The sequence below is a fragment of the Bradyrhizobium sp. 187 genome (assembly GCF_023101005.1).
GTDB classification, from domain to species: Bacteria; Pseudomonadota; Alphaproteobacteria; order Rhizobiales; family Xanthobacteraceae; genus Bradyrhizobium; species Bradyrhizobium canariense_D.
This window is the reverse complement of record NZ_CP064693.1, coordinates 7,410,858-7,432,901: the sequence shown is the minus strand read 5'-3', so window position 1 is coordinate 7,432,901 and position 22,044 is coordinate 7,410,858. Positions and strand designations below refer to the sequence as shown.

Below are 22,044 nucleotides of genomic sequence, written 5' to 3'. Positions count from 1 at the left end.
CGCCCCGCGCTCCTATCGCTTTGGGCGGAGAGGGGAGGTTTTCCACGTTGTCCGCACCGCGGCATGCGCAACTCGCGTGCACACCCGTCGGAACACGCGCGTATCGGTCAATTGACCTGCCGCGGGCGCCCTCCTAAAACTCCGTCGACATTGAAGAATTTAGGCCGGATCGCGGCATTCAGGGAGAACAACCATGCGTGACGTCTTTATCTGCGATGCCGTGCGGACCCCGATCGGCCGTTTTGGCGGGTCGCTCGCCAAGGTGCGTGCCGACGACCTGGCGGCGGCCCCGATCAAGGCGCTGATGGCCAAGCACCCCAATCTCGATTGGGCACAGGTTGACGAGGTCTTCTTCGGCTGTGCCAACCAGGCCGGCGAGGACAACCGCAACGTGGCACGCATGGCGCTCCTGCTTGCGGGCCTGCCGGATTCCGTTCCAGGCCAGACCCTGAACCGGCTCTGTGCCTCCGGTCTCGATGCGGTCGGTGCGGCCGGCCGCGCTATCCGTTCCGGCGAGATCGAGCTTGCGATTGCCGGCGGCGTCGAATCCATGACGCGCGCGCCCTTCGTGATGGGCAAGGCGCAGGAAGCGTTCTCGCGCTCGGCTGAGATCTTCGACACCACGATCGGCTGGCGCTTCATCAATCCGCTGCTGAAGGCGCAGTATGGCGTCGACGCGATGCCCGAGACCGGCGAGAACGTCGCCGAGGAATTCCAGGTCTCGCGCGCGGATCAGGACGCCTTCGCGATCCGCTCGCAGCAGCGCGCGGGCGCCGCGATTGCGGCCGGCTATTTCGCCGAAGAAATCACCCCGATCACCATTCCCGGCGGCAAGGCCGGCCCTGTCACCGTCGACAAGGACGAGCATCCGCGTCCCGAGACCACGCTGGAAGCCCTGACGAAGCTCAGGCCGATCGTGCGCAATCCCGGCACGGTGACCGCGGGCAACGCCTCCGGCGTCAATGACGGCGCCGCCGCGATGATCCTGGCGTCCGAGGCTGCGGTGAAGAAGCACGGCCTGACGCCGCGCGCGCGCATCCTCGGCCTCGCCTCCGCCGGCGTGCCGCCGCGCATCATGGGCATCGGCCCGGCGCCGGCCACCCGCAAGCTGATGGAACGTCTCGGCAAGAAAATCGGCGATTTCGACCTGATCGAGCTCAACGAAGCCTTTGCCTCGCAGGGTATCGCCTGCATGCGCCAGCTCGGCGTTGCCGACGATGCCGATTTCGTCAATCCGCATGGCGGCGCGATTGCGCTCGGTCATCCCCTCGGCATGAGTGGCGCGCGCCTCGCGCTCACCGCGGTGCACGGCATGGAGAAGCGCGGCGGCAAGCTCGCGCTCGCCACCATGTGCGTCGGCGTTGGCCAGGGCGTTGCGGTCGCCATCGAGAAGCTGAACTGACGGGACGCGCAGCGTGCCGTCATCCCGGAGCCGGGTGCCCCAGACTCGTCATGCCCGGGCTTGTCCCGCCTGCGAGGCCGAAGCCTCTTCGGCGAGGCGAAGGCCCGGGCATCCACGTTCTTGGTGCCGCGAGAAGAAGGTCGTGGATGGCCGGGACAAGCCCGGCCATGACGCAAGGTGAGGGAGCATCCCATGATCATCGCGCGCGAGCAGGACGTCACGGCCGCGGCCTTGGCGGTGATGGAGCAGACATCCGATCCACGGCTACGCCAGATCATGGTCTCCCTGGTCAAGCATCTGCACGGTTTTGTTCGCGACGTTCGCCTGACCGAGAAGGAATTCCGCGACGCCACGGCTGTTATCGCCGAACTCGGCAAGCTCTCGACCGACACGCATAATGAGGTCGTGCTGATGGCAGGCTCGCTCGGCGTCTCGCCGCTGGTGTGCCTGCTGAATAATGGCGATGAGGGCAACACGGAGACCGACCAGTCGCTGCTCGGACCATTCTGGCGGCTGAACTCGCCGCGGGTGGAAAATGGCGGATCGATCGTCCGCTCCGAGACCCCAGGCGCGCCGCTGTTCGTCAACGGCCGCGTCGTGGACAAGGACGGCCGTCCCGTCGCCGGCGCCGAGGTCGACGTCTGGCACGCGTCGCCGGTTGGTCTCTATGAAAACCAGGACCCCGAGCAGGCCGACATGAACCTGCGCGGCAAGTTTACGACCGACCAGGACGGAGCCTTCTCGTTCCGCTCCGTGATGATGGTCGGCTATCCCATTCCGACCGACGGCGTGGTCGGCCGCCTCCTGGAGGCGCAGAAGCGGCATCCCTATCGTCCCGCGCACCTGCACGCGTTGGTCTTCAAGCCCGGATTCAAGGTGCTGATCTCGCAGGTCTACGACCCCGCCGACCCGCATATCGATAGTGACGTGCAGTTCGGCGTGACCAAAGCGCTGATGGGCAAGTTCCTGCGCCATGACACGCCACATCCGACCGAGCGCGACGTCGCGACGCCCTGGTATTCGCTGGACCATGTCTATCGGCTCGAAGCCGGCGAGGCCGTCCTGCCGCGTCCGCCGATCAAATAGGGCTCAAAGCCGCTTCCCCCAATTAGTTATATCCTATAATGATTGGCGGAAGCGTTGACCGGTCGGAAAAGGGCCGGGGAGGAGTTCGCCAATGACATTCATCTATCCCGTCGACAGCAACACGGCGCATCCGCTGCCGCTGTCGCCCGAGTACAAAAGCTCGGTCAAGCGTGCGCCGAACAAACCCTTGATCCCGATGCGCCATACGCTGTCGGAGCTGACCGGCCCGGTCTACGGCCACGAGACCGTTCGCGAGGGCGACAATGATCTCACCACCCAACACACCGGCGAGCCGCTCGGGGAACGCATTATTGTGCACGGCCATGTGCGCGACGAGGACGGCCGCGGCGTGCCGAACTCGCTGGTCGAGATCTGGCAGGCCAATTCCTGCGGCCGTTACGTTCACGTCCGCGACCAGCATCCGGCTCCGCTCGATCCGAACTTTACGGGCGCCGGCCGCACCGTGAGCGACGTCTCCGGTTACTACCGCTTTGTCACCATCAAGCCTGGCGCCTATCCCTGGGGCAACCATCATAACGCCTGGCGTCCCGCACACATCCATCTCTCTGTGTTCGGCCATTCCTTCGTCACGCGTCTCGTGACGCAGATGTACTTCCCGGCCGATCCGCTGTTCCCGTTCGATCCGATCTTCAATTCGGTGCCGGACGAGAAGGCGCGGGCGCGGATGGTGTCGTCATTTGATCTCGAGAACACCCAGCCCGAATGGGCGCTGTGTTACCGCTTTGACATCGTGCTGCGCGGCAAGAACGCCACCCCTATGGAGAACCATTAAGTGCAGGACAATGGGATCACGCCGTCGCAGACCGTCGGCCCGTTCTTCAAATACGGCCTGACGCCGACCGGCGAGTATGCCTGGAATGATGCGTTCACCAACTCGACGCTGACGCCCGACGTCACCGGCGATCGCGTCCGGATCGAGGGCCGCGTGTTCGACGGCGACGGAGTCGTTGTGCCCGATGCCATGCTGGAGATCTGGCAGGCCGACGCGCAGGGGCGCTTCGCGGATCCGCAGGACAAGCGCGCGCTGCCGAATGCGAGCTTCCGCGGCTTTGCCCGTTGCGGCACCGACAAGGACGGCAATTATTCCTTTGAAACCATCAAGCCGGGCGTGGTGCCCGATCCCGACGGCAAGCCGCAGGCACCGCATGTCCTGCTTGCGGTGTTTGGTCGCGGCATGCTGCGGCATCTCTATACCCGCATCTATTTCAGTGACGAGGCCGGCAATGCCGCCGATCCCGTGCTGGCGGTGGTGCCTGCCGACCGTCGCGCCACGCTGACGGCCGTGCGCGAGGCCGGCAAGCCGGTGTACCGGCTCGACCTGCGGCTCCAGGGCGACAACGAAACGGTATTTTTCGACGTGTGACCCCCAGCGCCGTCCCGGACAGGCGGAGCGCCGATCCGGGACGACAGCGGAGGACGGGCCCAAGCTTCGCTGCCCGAAACTGTTGACCTGACGCCATTTCCCGTATTTTTCCGGAGTTCGCGCGATGCAATTTCCGCGCGATGCAATCCCGTGTTTACCGTAATCCTTTAGGGTCCGTGGGATTCAGCGCGGCCCATTGGATTTTTCCATGAAAATTCGTCTTTCGCTTTCTTCCGCAATCATTGCTTTCGGCATCGTTCTGGCCATCGGCTTTACCGCCGTGGTCTCGACCAGCCTCTACGCCTTGAAAGAGCTCAAGGTCGGCGGTCCGCTCTATTCTGATATCAAGCTCGGAAACGATCTCATCGCCGACATCCTGCCGCCGCCGGAATATGTGATCGAGGCCTACCTCGAGGCCACGCTCGCCATGCGCGAGCCCGACCAGCTGGCGGCCCATGCCGAACGCCTGGCCCAGCTCCGCAAGGATTACGACGAGCGCAAGGCATTCTGGGTCACCTCCAGCCTCTCGGCCGACCTGAAGACGACCCTGGTGTCGAAATCCGACGCCGAGGTGCAGAAGTTCTGGAAGCTGTTGTCCGACCAGCTCCTCCCCGCCCTCAAGGCCAAGGATACGGCCGTCTCCGAGCGGGCCTACGCGCAGCTCAAGGAGGCCTATACCGCGCATCGCGCCGTCATCGACAGCATCGTCGAGAGCGCCAACAAGCAGAATGCCGACATGGAGAAGCTGGCCGCGGACCGCGACAGCTCGATGCTTTACATCCTCCTCGGCGTCTCCGCCGCCGTCCTCGCCTTCATTGCGGCGGGCCTGCTCGGCGTCGCCTTCGGCGTGATGCGCCCGATCGTGCGCATGACCAGCGCGATGCAAAAGCTCGCGACCGGCGATCTCGCCGCCGACATTCCTTTCGCGCACCGGCAGGACGAGGTCGGCTCGATGGCGGGTGCGCTCTTGGTGTTCAAGCAGTCCGCGGTCGAGAATTTCCGCCTGCGCGAGGAGCAGTTGCAGAAGGAGCAGGAGGCGGCGCTCGCCAAGCGTGAGGCCCTGCATCAGATGGCCGAAACCGTCGAGCGCGAGACCGGCCGCTCGGTCGACACCGCGAGCGCGGCGACGCAAGGCGTGGAGCGTGCCGCCTCCAGTCTGTCCGAGATCGCAAGGTCGCTCTCGACACAATCGCAGGCGGTCGCAGCCGCCTCCACCCAGGCCCTCGGCAGCTCGCAGACCGTCTCGGCCGCAGCTGAAGAACTCAGTGCTTCGATCCGCGAGATCGCAACCCAGGTCGCGCGGACCAGCACGGTTACAAAATCGGCGGTCGCCGGTCGGGAACAGGCGCGCTCGACCATCCAGACGCTGGCTGGATCGGTGAAGAAGATCGCCGAGGTCTCCGACCTCATCGGCGGCATCGCCGGCCAGACCAATCTGCTGGCACTCAACGCCACGATCGAGGCGGCGCGCGCCGGGGAGGCCGGCCGTGGCTTCGCGGTGGTCGCCGCCGAAGTGAAATCCCTCTCCGACCAGACCGCCAAATCCACCGAGGAGATCGCGCGGCTGATCGCCGAGATCCAGGCCTCGACGCAAGCCGCCGTCGACGCCGTCGAAACCATGGGAGGCCACATCGTCGAGATCGACGGCGTCGCCACCTCGGTTGCCGCCGCGATGGAAGAGCAGGACGCCGCGACCCGCGAGATCACGCGGTCGATTTCCGAATCGACTTCCGCGGCGAAGGAGGTCTCGGCCAAGATCGGTGATGTCAGCCGCGACGCCGCCTCCGTGAACGAGCGCGCCGCGGAGGTCAGGCAGGCGATCGCCGGCATGGCGGCCAATCTCGAGCAGCTTCGGTCGGTCGTGGTCCGGACGGTGCGCGACTCCACAGCGGCGGCCTGAGCCCGGCGCGATGCCTATTGCTGGTGCCGGGGGGTGTGATTGTGCAGTATGGTCCGGGACGAGGGCATCGTGGCGTCCATGACACCTCCACAACTGCCGGCGGTCGTTGAGCGGGCTCGACTGACCGCTGCGCTACGCAGGGGCGGCGTGCTGGATGCGGGCGCCGTGCGCGAGGTGAAGGTGCTGCACCAATACCCCGCCATGGTGTCGCACGTTATCCGACTTGGGCTGCGCTATGTCGGGGAAGCAGCCGGGTCCCCGCACTCTGTCATCCTGAAGATCCCGAATCCGGCCTACGCCAAGTCGCTGGCAAATTCTGGTCGGCAGGAAGTGGCCTTCTACACCCGCCTTGCGCCAAATATGCCGTCGCACATCGTGCCGCGCTGCTACGATGGGCATTTCGACGAGGAGAGCCAGGACTGGCATCTGCTGCTCGAAGATCTCACCGACAGCCATGACGTTGCAGCTGACTGGCCATTGCCGCCCTCACGCGATCAGGCGATGGCGATCGTAACGGCGCTCGCCCGCTGGCATGCATCTTGGTGGGACCATGCGGGTCTCGGCGACACCATCGGCACCTGGATGAGCCTTGATGATACGGCGAGTCTGATAGAGACATTCGCCGGCCATTACGACCGCTTCGCCGATTTGCTTGGTGATCGCCTCAGTGAGGAGCGGCGGACCCTGTATCGGCGCTTCATCGACAAGGCCGAGCAACTGTTGCAACGCTACCATTCGCATCGCCATGTGACCATCGCTCACGGCGATGCCCATACCTGGAATTTCCTGCTGCCACGCGCGGGCATCGCTGACGCTGTGCGCATTTTCGATTTCGATCATTGGCGCATCAACGTTCCTACCCACGACCTTGCCTATATGATGGCGACGCAATGGTATCCAGAGCGCCGGCAGGCGCTCGAACGCCCGCTGCTCAATCGCTATCACGAGATGCTGATGGCGCACGGTGTCAGCGGCTATACGCGCGGCGCGCTCGACCAGGACTATCGGCGGTCGGTGCTGTGGCACATCACCAAGCCAGTCTGGCAGTGGAGCATCAACATCCCACCGGTGATCTGGTGGAATAATCTGGAGCGGGTGATGATGGCGGTCGAGGATCTGGGCTGCGAGGAGATTTTGGGGTAGAGGCGCGCAACATCATCGGTGTCGTCCCGGCGAAGGCATCACTCCATCACCGCATGTTCCGGCCCCGCCGCCTGCTTGCGCAGGGTGGCCTTGGTCGAGCCGATCAGCAGGGCGAGCGGGATGGTGCAGAGGATGAAGAACATCACCAGCTCGTAGTCGTGCGCGAAGGCGATGATCTGCGCCTGCACGCTGACCATGCGATCGGCCATGGCGCGACCGGCGTCGGTGGAGAGATTGATCATGCCGCTGACGCTGGGCATCTGGAGCGCATGGTTGAACGGGTTGATGTGTTCGGACAGGATCGCGTAGGTCCGCCGCGTGCCTTGTGTCAGCTGGGCGATGACGACGGAAATGCCCACCGAGCTCGCGACGTTGCGCATCAGGGTCAACATCGCGGTGCCGTCGGTGCGCAGCTCATTCGACAAGGTCAGGAATGCCACCGTCGAAAGCGGCACGAAGACGAGGCCGAAGCCGAAGCCCTGGATCACGCTGACGGTCACGATCTCCGGCACCTGGGTCAAATCGGTCCAGCCGGTCATCTGGAACAGCGAGCCCGCGGTCAGCGTCAGGCCGGTGATGATCAGTGTGCGGGCTTCGATGTAACGCATCATGCGGCCGACCAGCATCATGGCGAAGAAGGTGCCGAAGCCGCGGCTCGCCAGCAGCAGGCCCGCGGTGATGATGGGATAGCCGATCACGTTCTGCATATAGGGGGAGGCCAGCGCCATGGTCGAGAACAGCACGAGGCCCATCACGACCATGAACACGCAGCCGGTGACGAAATTGCGGTCCTTGAAGAGCCCGAAGCGGATGAACGGTGTCGAGGTCGTGAAGGAATGCGCGATGAAGAAGTAGAAGGCGACGGCCGAGACGATGAACTCCGCAAGGATCTCACCCGATTCGAGCCAGCCCAATTGCTCGCCGCGGTCGAGCGCGAGCTGAAGCGACCCGATCGCGACCGCCAGCGCCGCGAAGCCGAACCAGTCGAACTTGAGACTGAGATCCTTCCGGGTCTCGTCCATGAAGATGATCAGCCCGATCACGGTGATGGCGCCGAACGGCAAATTGACGAAGAACACCCAGTGCCAGGAATAAGTCTCGGTCAGCCAGGCGCCGAGCGAGGGACCCATGATCGGCCCCATCATTACGCCCATGCCCCAGATCGACATCGCCTTGGCGCGTTCCTGGAGCGTGTAATAGTCGAGCATCACCGATTGCGACAACGGCACCAGGGCCGCGCCGAACACGCCCTGCAGCAGGCGGAAAATCACCATCTGGTTGATGTCCTGCGCAAGCCCGCACAGCACCGATGCCATGGTGAAGCCGGCCGAGCAGATGATGAAGATGCGCTTGCGGCCGAAGCGGTTGGCGATCCAGCCCACCGGTGCCGTCATGATCGCGGCGGCGACGATGTAGGAGGTCAGCACCCAGTTGATCTGGTCCTGCGAAGCCGACAGCGTGCCCTGCATGTAGGGCAGGGCGACGTTGGCGATGGTGGTGTCCAGCGCCTGCATGATGGTTGCCGTCATGGCGCAGATCGTCACCATGTTCCGGCGCAGGCCGGGGACCATAAGGGCGGGATTGGACTCCGCCATAGGATTAGTCCTTGTCCTGATCTTTGTCTTGGCTCGCGGTCGCCGACAGGCCGAGCAGACCGGCGAGCGAGCGCTGGTGGCCGGTGTCGATGGTGGCGTAAACGCTCATGCCGGCCTTCAGCTTGCGTACGTATTTGTCGGTCTCGTCGAAATAGATGCGGATCGGCACGCGCTGCACCACCTTGACGAAATTGCCGCTGGCGTTCTGCGGCGGCAGGATCGCGAATTGCGCGCCGGTGCCGGGCGAGAGCGAGCCGATCTTGCCCTTGAAGGTATGGTTCGGGAACGCGTCGACCTCGAGCGTGACCGGCTGTCCTTCGGTGACGTAGGTGAGGTCGCTCTCCTTCGGATTGGCGTCGACCCAGGGATGGGCCACGTCGATGATGGAGAACACCGGCGTGCCGGCGGCGACGTAGCGGCCGAGCTGGATCTGTTCGACCTGTGTTGCCACGCCATCCATCGGCGCGCGCAGCACGGTGTGGTCGAGGTTGCGCTGGGCATCGTCCAGCTTGGCTTTCGCTTGCGCGTAGGCGGGGAATTGCTCCAGCGGCAACTCGGGATTCCCCAGCAATTGGGTCTTGGCATTGGAGAGTTGCTGCTTGATGTATTGCGCCTGCGCGCCGGCGGTAACCAGTGCATTGGACGCGTTGTCGAGATCGAGCTGCGAGCCGTAATTGTTCTTCACCAGCGACTGCTTGCGTTCGACGTCGCGCTGCTTCAGGTCCATGCCCTGCTGGGCAAGATTGAGCATGTCACCGTAGATCTTGATGTTGGCAACAAGATTGTCATAGGTGATGCGGGCTTGGGCGAGTTGCGCTTTGGCTTCTTCCAACGCATGACGGAACGGAGCGGGGTCGATCTCGAACAACTCGTCGCCGTGCTTGACGACCTGACCTTCCTTGACGACGACCTTCTGGATTTTGCCGGAGATATCAGGGGTCACCAGCACTTTCTGCGCGCCGACATAGGCGTCATCAGTGCCGACGTAACGGCCGCCATTGAGATAGAAGGTGAAGCCGGCAACCGCGACGACGAGCGGCAGCACAACCAGGAGCAGCACGCGGCGATAGCGGCGCAGGCCCGCCACCAGGCGGCGGCGCGGATCGGTGCCGGCTTTCTTGGTGGGCTTGCCGCCGTCGATTTTCTGCTCGGGCTGGAACTTGAGAACCTGATCAGCCATAGCGTTGCTCCTTACGCGCTTGTTCCGCTCCGCTGCTCTGGATCGCGGACCGCACGTTTTCCTTGATTGTTTCGAGTTGGGTGAGGAGGCGATGGGCGTCCGCCGGAGTGATGCCGTCGAGCGCGTTGGCCGTGAGCTCGGACTTCAGCCCGCTCATCCGCCCGAGCAACTGCCGCCCGGCCTTCTTCAGGTACAGCCGCTTGACGCGGCGATCCGAAGGATCGTTGCGTCGCTCGATCCAGTCGCTGTCACAGAGTTTGTCGATCAGGCGCGTCAGCGTGATCGGCTGCACCTCGAGAAGCTCGGCGAGTTCCGACTGCTTCATGCCTTCGCTGCGCTCGACCTTGGCCAGCACCGCCCATTGCGCGCGGGTGATGCCGAAGCGCGAGGCTTCCTTGTCGGCATAGACCCGGAGCAGGCGATAGAGCTCGGCGAGCGTAAACAGGAAGTTCTGGTCCACGGGCCCTGGGCTCATGAGCTTGGTCTCCAATAAGCTTGCAATATAATAAGCAAGCTTATGATTATTTCATGGCGGGTTTGCGGGACGCTGTCCCGCAGGCCGAGCATGGCTGCTGGCCGCATCGCCGGTCCTGCTTTGGGTTCCCCTTTCGAAATGCTAGAACGCCGGTCGCATGACCCTCGCAAAACCGGCATTTCCCGCGCCCGATCACGATCACGGCCGCTGCACCGCGGATGCGCTGGCGCATGCCGAGGCCGTTTGCGGAGAGCGCGCGCAGAAATTCACGCCTATACGCCGCCATGTATTGGGGGCGCTGCTCTCGAGCCACCGGCCGCTCGGCGCCTATGAGGTCATCGACGAACTGGCGAAGTCGATGTCGCGGCCGGCGCCGATCACGGTCTATCGTGCTCTCGATTTCCTGATGGCCAACGGCCTCGTGCACCGGATCGAAAGCCGCAACGCCTATCTCGCCTGCGCCGCTCACGACCACGACGCGATCTCGGCGGTGACGTTCCTGATCTGCGAGCGCTGCGGCCTGGTCGGTGAGATTCCGTCGGCATCCTTCGCCAAGGACCTCAACGCCGCCGCGCGCAGCTCAGGCTTCGCTCCCAAATTGTCGGTGGTGGAAATCACGGGCGTTTGTGCGCATTGTCAGAAAGCCGCATAGAGCAACAACGGCGCAAAGCCGGTTTTTAGGAAGAAATGTCCTCACCTCAAGCCATACCGTCCGCCGGTCGTCCCCTCAGTGCCGGCGCCATCGCCCTGATGCTCATGCTGTGCCTGACCTGGGGGTTCAACCAGATCGCCGTGAAGCTGGTGCTGCCGGACATTCCGCCGATGCTTCAGGCCACGTTCCGCTCGATGGGCGCGCTGCCGGTGCTGTTCATCATCGGCAGCTTGCGCGGCGTTAAATTCTTCGAGCGCGACGGCACCTGGAAGCCCGGCGTCATCGCCGGACTGATGTTCGGCATCGAGTTCGTGCTGATCTTCCAGGGCCTGCGGTTCACACCAGCATCGCGGGCGGTCGTGTTCCTCTACACCGCGCCGTTCTTCGTCGCGCTCGGCTCCTACCAGGTGCTCGGCGAGCGACTTGGCGGGACGCAATGGCTGGGGCTCGCCATCAGCTTTGCCGGTGTCGCGCTCGCGATCGGCGTGCCGCAGCCCAACGTCGATTCGCATGTCCTGCTCGGCGATCTCATGATCGTCGGCGGCGCCGCGCTGTGGGCGGCGACCACGCTAGTTGCCAAGGGCACGCGGCTGCGCTTCGCGGCGCCCGAGAAGGCTCTGGGCTATCAGGTCGCGACCTCGATCCCGATCCTGGGGCTGGCCGCCTGGCTGTTCGGGGAGACCATCCCCCACACGCCGTCGCCGCTGTCGCTGGGCCTGATGGCCTTCCAGGCGATCTGGGTCGTGGGAACCACGTTCACGCTTTGGTTCGCGCTGGTGAAGACCTATTCGGCCAGCAAATTGTCGGCTTTTACCTTCATCACCCCTTTGTTTGGCGTGGTGGGTAGCTATTTCATCATGCACGACACGCTGAACCTGACATTCGGGGCTGCCGCCCTCCTTGTCATTGCTGGGCTTTTTCTGGTTAACCGTCCCAGTCAATCCGCTGCGGCGCCGCGCGATGCATTGCTGAACGTCACCAAAACCTGATATTTGGACGCCATGAACAAGCTCGAAAAAACCATCGATTCCGACGTCGCGGGCCCCGCGCCCCGGCACAAGACCACCCAGGTCAAGGTCGGCGACGTTGCCGTCGGCGGCGGTGCCCCGATCGTCGTGCAGTCAATGACCAACACCGACACCGCCGATATCGACGGCACCATTGCCCAGGTCGCAGCGCTCGCCCGCGCGGGCTCCGAAATGGTCCGCATCACCGTGGACCGCGAGGAGGCCGCCGCTGCCGTCCCGCACATCCGCGACGGCCTGCTCAAGCGCGGCATCACCACGCCGCTGATCGGCGACTTTCACTATATCGGCCACAAGCTGCTCGCCGCCTATCCGGCCTGCGCCGAGGCGCTCGCCAAATATCGCATCAATCCCGGCAATGTCGGCTTCAAGGACAAGCGCGACACCCAGTTCGCCGACATCATCGAGATCGCCAACAAGAACAACAAGCCGGTGCGCATCGGCGCCAATTGGGGCTCGCTCGACCAGGAGCTCTTGACCAAGCTGATGGACGAGAACGCCGCCTCCCCCGATCCGCGCGACGTGCGCGCGGTGACGCGCGAGGCCATGGTGCAATCCGCGCTGCTCTCGGCCGCGCGCGCCGAGGAACTCGGCATGCCGAAGAATCGCATCATCCTCTCGGCCAAAGTCTCGGCCGTGCAGGATCTGATCGCGGTCTATCAGGATCTCGCCAGCCGTTCCGACTACGCGATCCATCTCGGCCTGACCGAGGCCGGCATGGGCACCAAGGGCATCGTGGCGTCCTCGGCCGCGCTCGGCATCCTGTTGCAGCAGGGCATCGGCGACACCATCCGCATCTCGCTGACGCCGGAGCCCGGCGGCGACCGCACCCGCGAGGTGCAGGTCGGCCAGGAGCTCTTGCAGACCATGGGTTTCCGCACATTCGTGCCGCTGGTTGCGGCGTGCCCCGGCTGTGGCCGCACCACCTCGACCACATTCCAGGAACTGGCCAGCTCGATCCAAGGTTTCATCCGCGACGAGATGCCGACCTGGAAGACGAAATATCCCGGCGTGGAAGAGCTCAACGTCGCGGTGATGGGCTGCATCGTCAACGGCCCCGGCGAATCCAAGCACGCCAATATCGGCATCTCGCTGCCGGGTACGGGCGAGGCGCCGGCTGCCCCGGTGTTCGTCGACGGCAAGAAGTTCCGCACCCTGCGCGGCCCGACCATCTCCGCCGACTTCAAAGCACTCGTGATCGACTACATCGAGCAGCGCTACGGCCAGGGCGCCAAGGTGCCGGTGACCGCGGCGGAATAGTTCTGCTCCAGATCAGGAATCGTAGGGCGGGTTAGCGAAAGCGTAACCCGCCTTATTTTTGCAGGCGCGAAGTGGCGGGTTACGCTTCGCTAAGCCGCCCTACATTGCTACGATGCTCCCAAGCAAGAATGCATCGGGAGACACGCCATGAGCTCACTCGCCGGCAAGCAGGGCCCGCGCTATCGCCACGCGACGGACGACGGCGCGCCTTACGAGACCATCGCGGTCGAAAAGCTGACCCCGATCATCGGCGCGGAAATCTCGGGCGTCGACATCGGCAAGCTCGTCTCCGACGATGCGCGCTCCAACCGGCAGATGGACGAGGTCCACCGCGCGCTTGCCGAAAACCTCGTCATCTTCTTCCGCGACCAGCACATCACGCCACAACAGCATCTCGCCTTCGGCCGCAAGTTCGGTGAGCTGCATTTCCATCCCGCCGCGCCGCATGAGGATGAAGACCCGGCCCTGATGAAGATCTATGCGGATGCGAATTCGCCGCGGGCCAATGGCGAGGGCTGGCATTCCGACGTGTCCTGCGATCACGAGCCGCCGATGGGCTCGATCCTCTACATCAAGCAGTGCCCGCCGCGCGGCGGCGACACGCTGTTCGCCAACATGTATGCGGCCTACGAGGCGCTGTCGGACCGGATGAAGGCCTATCTCGACGGGCTGACTGCGTTGCATGACGGCGAGCCGATCTATCGCGGGCTCTACGCCAATTACGGCGTCGCCGACCGCCCGTCCTATCCGAGTGCCGAGCATCCCGTGGTGCGCACGCATCCGGTCACCGGCAAGAAGGCGCTCTACGTCAACCGCGGCTTCACCCGCCACATCAACGGCATCCCGCGCGACGAGAGCGAGGCGATGCTTGCCTATCTCTACCAGCACGCCGAGAATCCGCTGTTCCAGTGCCGCTTTCGCTGGACAGAGAATGCCATCGCCTTCTGGGACAACCGCTGCACCCAGCACCGCGCGATGTGGGATTATTGGCCGCACACGCGCTCCGGCACGCGCGTGACGGTGAAGGGGGAGCGGCCGGTTTAACCGGCCTGCGCGCCGCGTTCCGCGTTGACGTCTTCCCGCGTCCGCGCCAATCTTGCCGGCAACAACGACCGTCGGGAGGATTTTCCATGCTCCGCGCCGAGGACAACAAATTCCTGACCGAGTCGGGCTCTGGTACGGGCATGGGCGAATTGTTGCGCCGGTTCTGGATTCCTGTGCTGCTGTCCGAAGAACTCCCTGAACCCGACGGCGAGCCGAAGAAGATCATCGTTCTCGGCGAGGAGCTGCTCGCCTTCCGCGATACGCGCGGCGTTGTCGGAATCATCGATCAATACTGCCCGCATCGCGGCGCCAATCTCTGGCTCGGGCGCAACGAGGAATGCGGCATCCGCTGTGTCTATCACGGCTGGAAGTTCGACACCGACGGCCGCTGCGTCGACATGCCGACCTCCTATCCCGACCTCAACGCCAAGGATCTCATCCGCATCAAATCCTATCCGGCGCGCGAATGGGGCGAGATGATCTGGGCCTATATGGGTCCCGCGGATGCGATGCCCGAGCTGCCCGATCTCGAAATGGCACTGCTGCCGGCCTCGCACCGCTATGTCAGCAAGAAATGGCAGGACTGCAACTGGGTGCAGGCGCTGGAAGGCTCGATCGACACCGCGCATTTCACCTTCGCCCATCTCTCCTTCGACAAGGAGGAGAACGAGATCCTGGACATCAAGAAGCATTTCGTGAATCCGATCGCGCGGATGTCGAGCGATCACATGCGCTGGATCGCGGAGGATCCGCGCCCTGTGATCAAGATCGCCGCGCACGCAGCGGGCCTCACCATCGCCGGCGGGCGGCTCACCGGCGGCGACAACATCTACTGGCGCATTGCGCAATTTCTGATGCCGTTCCACGCCTATGCCCCGAGCGCGATGCCGGGTGAGAACATCTTTGGGCAGACTTTCGTGCCCGTCACCGACACCAATTGCTGGATCTACACCTATGCCTGGAATCCGGAACGGCCGCTGACGCAAGCCGAGCGCGACGTCTTTGACCGCGGCAACGGCGTGATCGCGGAGGTTGGCGACAATTACGTGCCGCTGCGCCACAAGGGCAACGACTATCTGATCGACCGCAAGATGCAGAAGACCAGGAGCTACACCGGCATCAAGGGCGTCTCCGAACAGGATGCGGCCGTGCAGGACAGCCAGGGCCCGATCGCCGACCGCACCCGCGAGCATCTCGGTCCGACCGATCTCGGTATCATGCATTTCCGGAAAGTCGTGATGGAGCTGGCGCGGGCGCTTCAGCAGGGCGAGCCGCCGCCGCAGGCCGCGCATCAGGATCGCCATGCCGTGCGCTCGGGCGCCTGCGTCACCAGCAAGGCCAAGGACCTTTCCGCGGTGATGCTGGAGCGTTTCGGTGACGTCACAGGCTTTGTCGGCCGGCCGCGAACAGCGGCAGCGGAGTAGTACTTGGGACAGCCGCGCAGCATCATCGCAAGTCTCGTCTCGACGCTGGTCGCGTCGATCTTGCTATGGTCGCTGGCGCCTGCAGACTCTGGTCATGCTGCTATCGCGCGGAAAATCGCGAAACCCAAGCCGCCGCACGCGCCGGTCAAGTGTGAGCTGTCGAAATTCCGGATCCTCGTGGATGTCGGGCACACCCCGGACTCCTACGGCGCGTTGAGCGCGCGCAACGACACGGAGTTCGGCTTCAACTTCCGGCTTGCAAGTCTGATTACGGCGAGGCTCAAGGCCGAAGGCTTTGCCGCGACCCGGTTGCTCGTCACGGACGGCAAGGCGCGGCCGAGCCTGTTCAAGCGCGTCAGCACCGCGAATGACGCCCGGGCCGATCTCTTCCTGTCGATCCATCACGATTCGGTGCCGGACAAGCTGCTCGGGAGCTGGGAGTTCGACGGCGCGAACAGCTATTTCAGCGACCGCTTTTCGGGCCACTCTCTGTTCGTGTCGCAGCGGAATCCGCACTTCGCCGCCAGCCTGATGCTGGCCCGGATGATCGGCAGGCAGCTGAAGCAGCAGGACCTGCACTATGCCAGCCAGTACACCCTGCCGGTGATGGGCCGCTACCGGCGCCAATTGCTCGACAAGGATGTCGGCGTCTACCGCTATGACGGGCTCGTTGTGCTCTCGCAGACCCGCAGCGCCGCAGTGCTGCTCGAAGCGGGCTCCATCATCAACCGCGACGAGGAGATGGCGATGAACTCCCCGGAGCGGCAGGAGATCATTGCGGGCGCCGTGGCGGTGGCGATGAGGGAATTTTGCGAGAGGCGGTAGTTCGCGCCCCTAGCAATGACGGGAATCTATAGCGGCCCTCCCCGGTACTCCCGGTTTGCCAAGCTTGCCTCCTCCAGGTCCAGATCGCGCTCGATCCGCCGCCGCGTCTCGTCGGTGATCTGGCCCTCGCGCAGCAGCTCGTGGATGAACTTGCGCTCGGTGGCGATCAGACGGCGGGTCAGGGCGGTGCCGGCGGCGGAGACGTCGTGGTGGGTGGGATCGAGCGAGTCCGGCAGCTGGTTGACCCGGATCTCGTGGCGGGCGCGCAGGAGCCGCATCACCTCGTCGGACACGTCCTTTTCCTCGGTCAGCGCGTCGAGCGACTTTAGCGCCGCGTCGAGGGCCTGGCGCCGTGCCGCGATCTCGGCCTCGTGCTCGGCGGCATGCTCGTTGCGACCGGCTTCCGCGACACCGAGCCAACGAACCACGGGGGGCAGCGTGAGGCCGACGCCGATCAGTGTGATGAAGATGACGCCGAACGCGACGAACAGGATCAGGTCGCGAAACGGGAAGGCCTCGCCGCCCGGCAGCGTGAACGGCAGCGCCAGTGCTGCCGCCAGCGACACCGCGCCGCGCACGCCGGTGAGCGCAAGCACGAACGGCCATTGCCATGGTGGTGACGGATCGCGCGCACGCAGCGACTTGCTGAGCATTCGTGGCAGATAGGTCGCGGGATAGAGCCAGGCGAAGCGCGCGATCACGACCACCGCCAGCACCACGGCAGTCGCAATCATGATGTCGTCGAGCGGGAACGCCTTCGATTTCTCGTAGAGTGCGCGCATCTGGAATCCGGTGAGCAGGAACAGCAAGCCCTCGATCAGATAGATCACGAGGTCCCAGAAGAAGATGCCTTGCAGGCGCGTCGATGCCGAGATCAGCAGCGGGCCATTCCAGCTCACATAGAGGCCACAGGCGACGGTGGCGATCACGCCGGAGCCGCCGAGATGCTCGGGCAGCCAGTAGGACACGTAGGGCGTGATCAGCGACAGTGTCAGCTCGACCTGCGGGTCTCCCGACCATTTGCGGAACCGCAGGGAGAGCCAACCGACGCCGATGCCGAAGGCGATCTCGCCGGCGACGATGAGCAAGAACTCGCCGCCTGCCAGAGGCAGCGAGAATTGCCCGACCATGATTGCGGCGAGCGCGAAGCGGTAGAGGATCAGAGCGGTGGCATCATTCGCGAGCCCTTCGCCTTCGAGGATGACCATCAGCCTGCGCGGCAGATGCAGCCGGCGCGCGATCGCGAGCGGCGCCACCACGTCGGGCGGCGCGACGATGGCGCCGAGCAGGAAGCCGATCGTCCAGGGCAGGCCGATGAAATAATGCGTGGCGGTTGCGACCAACGCCGCGGTGAAGATCACCGCACCGACCGCCAGCAGCACGATCGGGCGAAGATTCTTTTTGAACTCGCGCCAGCTCATCGCGACGCTCGCCGAGTAGATCAGCGGCGGCAGCACCATCAGCAGCACCAGTTCCGGCGGCAGTTCGACCGCTGGCATGCCCGGCACGAAGGCAAGGCCGACACCTGAGAGCATCAGCAGAATGGCGGGCGCGATGTTGAAGCGGCGCGCGACAAGCGCGGTGCCCGCCAGCACGGCGAGCAGGATGAGAAAGGTCTGAAATTTCGCTTCCATGATGGTCTGTCTTCACCCGGAAGCGGTCGCAACGTCAATGCGTGCGGCTTTACGCCAGCCGTTCGGCCACCATGCGGCCGATGCGTGCGAACACGGTTTCGATCTGCGCCGCGCTCGGCGTGCCGCCCTGGGTATAGGCCGCGATCAGGATCGGTGCATCGGGCTTCGTATCGGGCTTGGGCCAGGCCACCGCGATGTCGCCGGATGCGTCCTTGCCGTTGTTGCCGGTCTTGTCGCCGATCTTCCAGCTTGCGGGGAGCCCGCCACGCAGCCGGTTCGCACCGGTCTTGCAGCCCACTAGCCACTCCGTGAGCTGCGCGCGCGAGGTGGCCGACAGCGCCTCGCCCGTGAGCAGCCGGCGCAGATTGCCTGCCATCGCCGCCGGCGTCGTGGTGTCGCGGGGATCGCCGGGCGGTGAGCGGTTGAGCTCGGGCTCGTTGTGGTCGAGCCGCGAGGCGGTGTCGCCGAGCGACCGCCAGAACGCGGTGAGTGCGGCGGGACCGCCGATCCGCGCCAGCAATAAATTGGCGCAGGTGTTGTCGCTGAGCTCGACGATCGCCTTGCACATCTCGGTGACCGACATTGCGCCGGCGGCAATGTTCTGCTTGGCGACCGGTGCGTACTCCAGCAGGTCGGCCTTGCCGTACGGGATCATGGCCGCAAGCTGATCCTCGCCACGATCGACCCGCGCCAGGACGCATGCCGCCAGCGAAGCCTTGAATGTCGAGCACATGACGAACCGTTCGTCGGCGCGCCAGGCGAGCCTTGCGCCGGTCGCGAGGTTCTCGGCATAGACCCCGATCCGGCCGCCACTCTCGCGCTCATAGGTTTCGAGCTCAGGCTGCGCGTCTGCGGCGAGCGCGGGGGAGGCGGCGATCCAGTACAGCGAGGCGAGCAGCGAACGGCGGTCGAGAAGCATGGTGGACCTTTTGAGCGAGACGGGGGCGGAGGAGAGATGCGGCATGCACTCCATCCGCATCGTCATTGCGAGCGCAGCGAAGCAATCCGGTCTTCCTCCGCGGAAAGACTCTGGCTAGCTTCGCTGCGCTCGCAATGACGGAGGATGTGGGAGGAGTGTGCCCGATTTCGGGCAGCGGAAGATTAGGCCCCTCACTCTCGCAGATCATACCGGTAAGACTTCGATACGATCTGCCAGCCATCGGCGAGCTTCATAGCCACCAGATAGTCCGTGAAAAAACGCGGCGGCAGTTGGCATCGGACCTTGATGAAGGCGGTCTTGTCGTCCGAACGGTCAATCGTGACGATGAAATCCTCGCGCGGCTTGCCTTCGGCCTTGCCGGAGGGGCGCTTGCGCACGCGGTCGAGCCAGTCCGGCACGGTCAGCACCTGCAGCTCGCCCTTCTCGACCCAGCGCAAATCGGCGGAGGGATGGAAGATGGCGCCGAGCTTTTCGGCATCACCCTCGTAAAGTCCGTCGAAGTAAGATTGCACGACGGCTTCGACGCTCGAACGGTTCTGGCTCATGGGTCATCCCTTTGAATGATGGCTCAGGGCGAACTTAGTCGTACACGTCAAAATGCGCTATGGTGTCCGTACCATTTGCTGGGACGCTGTGATGACCGGATCAGAGAATTCGAACGCTCCCTTCCTGATCGGCGAATGCTGCTGCCGCGCCGTGCGCTACGAGGTAGCGGACGCGTTCTCCTATGCGATGAACTGCCATTGCTCGAATTGCCGCCGCACCACCGGCGCTGCCTTCAAGCCGTTCGCCGGCATCGAGCAGGGCAAGCTCCGCATCGTCAGAGGCGAGAACCAGCTCACCATCTACGGTGACGAAACCACCCACGACGCCCACTGCGCCCGCTGCGGCTCGTTGCTTTATTCCCGGGTGCGCGACGGAAAATGGGTCCACGTCGCCATGGGAACCCTGGTCGATGCCCCCTCGATCCGACCGAGCGCCCACATTTTCGTGGGGTCGAAGGCGCCCTGGCACGAGATTACGGATAATCTGCCGCAATATCGGGGCCACATCGGGGATGTCTGAGGGAACCTGCTGCGCACCTGTTTGGCGGCGAACCGCGGCCGGACTGGCGCGACGAACAAGGGGACCTTTCGGCTTGCCGCCGGCGCCATCTTCGTGACCTCCGTTACAAGCGTCCGCGACGGACCCTGCTAAAGCCGTCCCAAAGGGCGCGAATCGCCCCGAAATCGGAAGTCGTGTCATGCGCAAATTGCTCAGACTTTGCCCAGTCCTCCTCGCCGTCGCGCTGCTATTCGGCGCCGGGCCTGCTTTCGCCGGAAAGCGCGTCGCGCTCGTGATCGCCAACTCCGCCTATCAGCATGCGCCGTCGCTGACGAACCCCGTCAATGACGGTTCGGTGATGGCCCGGACGCTGAAGGAGGCCGGGTTCGGCATCGTCGATTCCCGGCACGACCTGACGGCGCAGGAAACCCGGCGTGTGCTGCGCGAATTCGCCGACCGGACCCGCGATGCCGATATCGCCGTGGTCTATTATGCCGGCCACGGCCTCGAGGTCGAAGGCTCGAACTATCTGATCCCTGTCGACGCCAAGCTGGAGCGTGACACCGACGTCTTTGACGAGGCGCTCTCCCTCGACCGCGTCCTGGTCGCGGTCGAACCGGCTAAGCAGCTTCGCCTGGTGATCCTGGATGCCTGCCGTGACAATCCGTTCGGCAAGACCATGAAGCGCACGATCGCCTCGCGCGGCGTCGGCCGCGGCCTCGCCCAGGTCGAGCCGACCAGCTCGAACACGCTGATCGCCTATTCGGCCAAGGCCGGTTTCACGGCGCAGGATGGCGACGGTGCGAACAGCCCCTTTACGGTGGCGCTGTCGAAGCATCTGACGAGGCCCGGCCTAGACGTCCGCCGTGCCTTCGGCTTCGTGCGCGACGACGTGCTCAAGTCGACAGGTAATAAGCAGGAGCCGTTCGTCTATGGCTCGCTCGGCGGCGAGGACGTGCCGCTGGTGCCGGTCAAGGTGACCGCTGCGGCTGCCGCTGCGCCCAACCCTCAGGCCGACATCCGCCGCGATTACGAGCTCGCGCTCCAGGTCGGCAACCGGCCGGCGTGGGAGGCCTTTCTCGCCCAGCATCCCGACGGCTTCTATGCGAGCCTTGCCAAGCTGCAACTCGAGAAAATCGGCGCCGAGCAGGCTCATGCGGCGGCCACCGAGAAGGCGAAACAGGCCGAGGCCGAGCGCGATCGTCTTGCCGCACTTGGCGCGCAGAAGGATACGCAGGCCAAGGCAGCCGCCGATGCGGAGGCCGCCGAGCAGATACAGCTTGCGGCGCAAAAGGCCAAGGAGCAGGCGCAGCAGCAGGCGGCCGCTGCCGAGCAGCAGCGCGTCAATCTCGCCGCCGCGGCGCCGAGTGCAGCGCCCGCCAGCACGGCGGGCCCTGCCGGCACCAACGTCGCCTCGCTGACGCCGGCCATCGCGCCGGCCGATCTCAGCCGCTCGGTACAGACCGAGCTCGGCCGCGTCGGCTGCTTCTCCGGCGCCGCCGACGGCAACTGGACGACATCCGCGCAGCGGTCGTTATCGCAGTTCAACCGTTATGCCGGCACCAAGCTCGACGTGAAGGTGGCGAGCACCGATGCACTCGACACGGTCAAGTCGAAACAGTCGCGCGTCTGTCCGCTGGTTTGCGAGCACGGCTTCAAGACCGACGGCGACAAATGCACCAAGATCGTCTGCCGTGATGGCTATGCGCTCAACGACGACAACGAGTGCGAGAAGCAGCGTGCCGCCAAGCCTGCGACCGCCAAGCCTGCGACCGCCAAGCGGGACGACGGCGACGAGCGTCCCGCACGGCAGCGTCGTCAGGCCGGCGGTGAGGCTGCCGGAGCGGCCGGCGGCTTTGGTGGCGCTGCGGGCATCGCTGCTGCCGCTGGCGCCAGCCGCCGCTCGAGTGGCGGACAGCTATTCTGCAACAACAGTGGCTGTCGTGCGGTCAACCGCGGCTGCCATCTCGAATATCGCGGCGGCGGCGGCCCGGGCAACGATGGCAATGCCGAGGTCTGTAACTAGGATTG

The 22,044-nt window shown here is 64.6% G+C and carries 20 protein-coding genes; 14 read left to right on the top strand and 6 right to left on the bottom strand.

From position 1 onward, the window contains the following. Positions 1-193: 193 nt before the first annotated feature. From pcaF to IVB19_RS35695, 6 genes are all read left to right on the top strand, one after another. Positions 194-1,402, top strand: a complete 1,209-nt coding sequence (gene pcaF, locus IVB19_RS35720) for a 3-oxoadipyl-CoA thiolase (protein WP_247820807.1) — start codon at positions 194-196, stop codon at positions 1,400-1,402. Positions 1,403-1,594: 192 nt separating this feature from the next. Beyond that, on the top strand, positions 1,595-2,488 hold the full coding sequence (locus IVB19_RS35715; protein ID WP_018455902.1) for a dioxygenase family protein: 894 nt from the start codon (positions 1,595-1,597) through the stop codon (positions 2,486-2,488). Between the two features lie 91 nt (positions 2,489-2,579). Beyond that, positions 2,580-3,281, top strand: coding sequence for a protocatechuate 3,4-dioxygenase subunit beta (gene pcaH / locus IVB19_RS35710; RefSeq protein WP_018455903.1), 702 nt, complete (start codon positions 2,580-2,582; stop codon positions 3,279-3,281). Then, complete coding sequence (gene pcaG / locus IVB19_RS35705) at positions 3,282-3,872, top strand: protocatechuate 3,4-dioxygenase subunit alpha (RefSeq protein ID WP_018455904.1); 591 nt, start codon at positions 3,282-3,284, stop codon at positions 3,870-3,872. Positions 3,873-4,080: 208 nt separating this feature from the next. Then, positions 4,081-5,772, top strand: coding sequence for a methyl-accepting chemotaxis protein (locus IVB19_RS35700; RefSeq protein WP_018455905.1), 1,692 nt, complete (start codon positions 4,081-4,083; stop codon positions 5,770-5,772). 48 nt (positions 5,773-5,820) lie between these two features. After that, positions 5,821-6,915, top strand: coding sequence for a phosphotransferase (locus IVB19_RS35695; protein WP_018455906.1), 1,095 nt, complete (start codon positions 5,821-5,823; stop codon positions 6,913-6,915). Between the two features lie 38 nt (positions 6,916-6,953). Here IVB19_RS35695 and IVB19_RS35690 read toward each other — a convergent pair whose 3' ends face one another. From IVB19_RS35690 to IVB19_RS35680, 3 genes are read right to left on the bottom strand one after another with little or no spacing between them, the layout of a single operon-like run. Next, on the bottom strand, positions 6,954-8,510 hold the full coding sequence (locus tag IVB19_RS35690) for an MDR family MFS transporter (RefSeq protein WP_018455907.1): 1,557 nt from the start codon (positions 8,508-8,510) through the stop codon (positions 6,954-6,956). A gap of 4 nt (positions 8,511-8,514) precedes the next feature. After that, a complete protein-coding gene (locus tag IVB19_RS35685) occupies positions 8,515-9,690 on the bottom strand; it encodes an HlyD family secretion protein (protein ID WP_018455908.1) in 1,176 nt (391 codons plus the stop codon). Next, the gene (locus IVB19_RS35680) at positions 9,683-10,165 is read right to left on the bottom strand and encodes a MarR family winged helix-turn-helix transcriptional regulator (protein ID WP_026233050.1); all 483 of its coding nucleotides are present in this window, start codon (positions 10,163-10,165) and stop codon (positions 9,683-9,685) included. The genes IVB19_RS35685 and IVB19_RS35680 overlap by 8 nt, the downstream gene beginning before the upstream one ends. 157 nt (positions 10,166-10,322) lie before the next feature. On the opposite strand from IVB19_RS35680, the gene IVB19_RS35675 reads away from it, so the two are divergent. From IVB19_RS35675 to IVB19_RS35650, 6 genes are all read left to right on the top strand, one after another. Further along, positions 10,323-10,817 (top strand): Fur family transcriptional regulator, encoded by a 495-nt coding sequence (locus IVB19_RS35675; protein ID WP_018455910.1) that lies wholly within the window; start codon positions 10,323-10,325, stop codon positions 10,815-10,817. Positions 10,818-10,852: 35 nt separating this feature from the next. Then, entirely contained in the window at positions 10,853-11,806 is a 954-nt protein-coding gene (locus IVB19_RS35670) for a DMT family transporter (RefSeq protein ID WP_026233051.1), read from the top strand. Positions 11,807-11,818: 12 nt separating this feature from the next. Further along, positions 11,819-13,102: a flavodoxin-dependent (E)-4-hydroxy-3-methylbut-2-enyl-diphosphate synthase gene (gene ispG, locus IVB19_RS35665; RefSeq protein ID WP_018455912.1), complete on the top strand. Its 1,284-nt coding sequence runs from the start codon at positions 11,819-11,821 to the stop codon at positions 13,100-13,102. Positions 13,103-13,249: 147 nt separating this feature from the next. Next, positions 13,250-14,146 (top strand): TauD/TfdA dioxygenase family protein, encoded by an 897-nt coding sequence (locus IVB19_RS35660; protein ID WP_204513101.1) that lies wholly within the window; start codon positions 13,250-13,252, stop codon positions 14,144-14,146. An 86-nt stretch (positions 14,147-14,232) separates the two neighbouring features. After that, entirely contained in the window at positions 14,233-15,570 is a 1,338-nt protein-coding gene (locus tag IVB19_RS35655; protein WP_018455914.1) for a Rieske 2Fe-2S domain-containing protein, read from the top strand. A 3-nt stretch (positions 15,571-15,573) separates the two neighbouring features. Further along, positions 15,574-16,395, top strand: coding sequence for an N-acetylmuramoyl-L-alanine amidase (locus IVB19_RS35650; protein ID WP_018455915.1), 822 nt, complete (start codon positions 15,574-15,576; stop codon positions 16,393-16,395). Between the two features lie 26 nt (positions 16,396-16,421). Here the strand turns inward: IVB19_RS35650 and IVB19_RS35645 are convergent, their stop codons facing one another. From IVB19_RS35645 to IVB19_RS35635, 3 genes are all read right to left on the bottom strand, one after another. Further along, positions 16,422-18,029, bottom strand: a complete 1,608-nt coding sequence (locus IVB19_RS35645) for a Na+/H+ antiporter (RefSeq protein WP_018455916.1) — start codon at positions 18,027-18,029, stop codon at positions 16,422-16,424. 49 nt (positions 18,030-18,078) lie between these two features. Continuing rightward, on the bottom strand, positions 18,079-18,948 hold the full coding sequence (gene bla, locus IVB19_RS35640; RefSeq protein WP_026233052.1) for a class A beta-lactamase: 870 nt from the start codon (positions 18,946-18,948) through the stop codon (positions 18,079-18,081). A 191-nt stretch (positions 18,949-19,139) separates the two neighbouring features. Then, positions 19,140-19,514, bottom strand: coding sequence for a nuclear transport factor 2 family protein (locus IVB19_RS35635; protein ID WP_007598116.1), 375 nt, complete (start codon positions 19,512-19,514; stop codon positions 19,140-19,142). A 91-nt stretch (positions 19,515-19,605) separates the two neighbouring features. Between IVB19_RS35635 and IVB19_RS35630 the strand changes: the two genes are divergently transcribed. Together IVB19_RS35630 and IVB19_RS35625 are read left to right on the top strand one after the other, a co-directional pair. Continuing rightward, a complete protein-coding gene (locus IVB19_RS35630; protein WP_018455918.1) occupies positions 19,606-20,034 on the top strand; it encodes a GFA family protein in 429 nt (142 codons plus the stop codon). Positions 20,035-20,212: 178 nt separating this feature from the next. Beyond that, positions 20,213-22,039 carry a caspase family protein gene (locus tag IVB19_RS35625; protein WP_247820806.1) on the top strand — a complete coding sequence of 609 codons (1,827 nt, stop codon included), beginning with the start codon at positions 20,213-20,215 and terminating at the stop codon, positions 22,037-22,039. Positions 22,040-22,044: the final 5 nt, after the last annotated feature.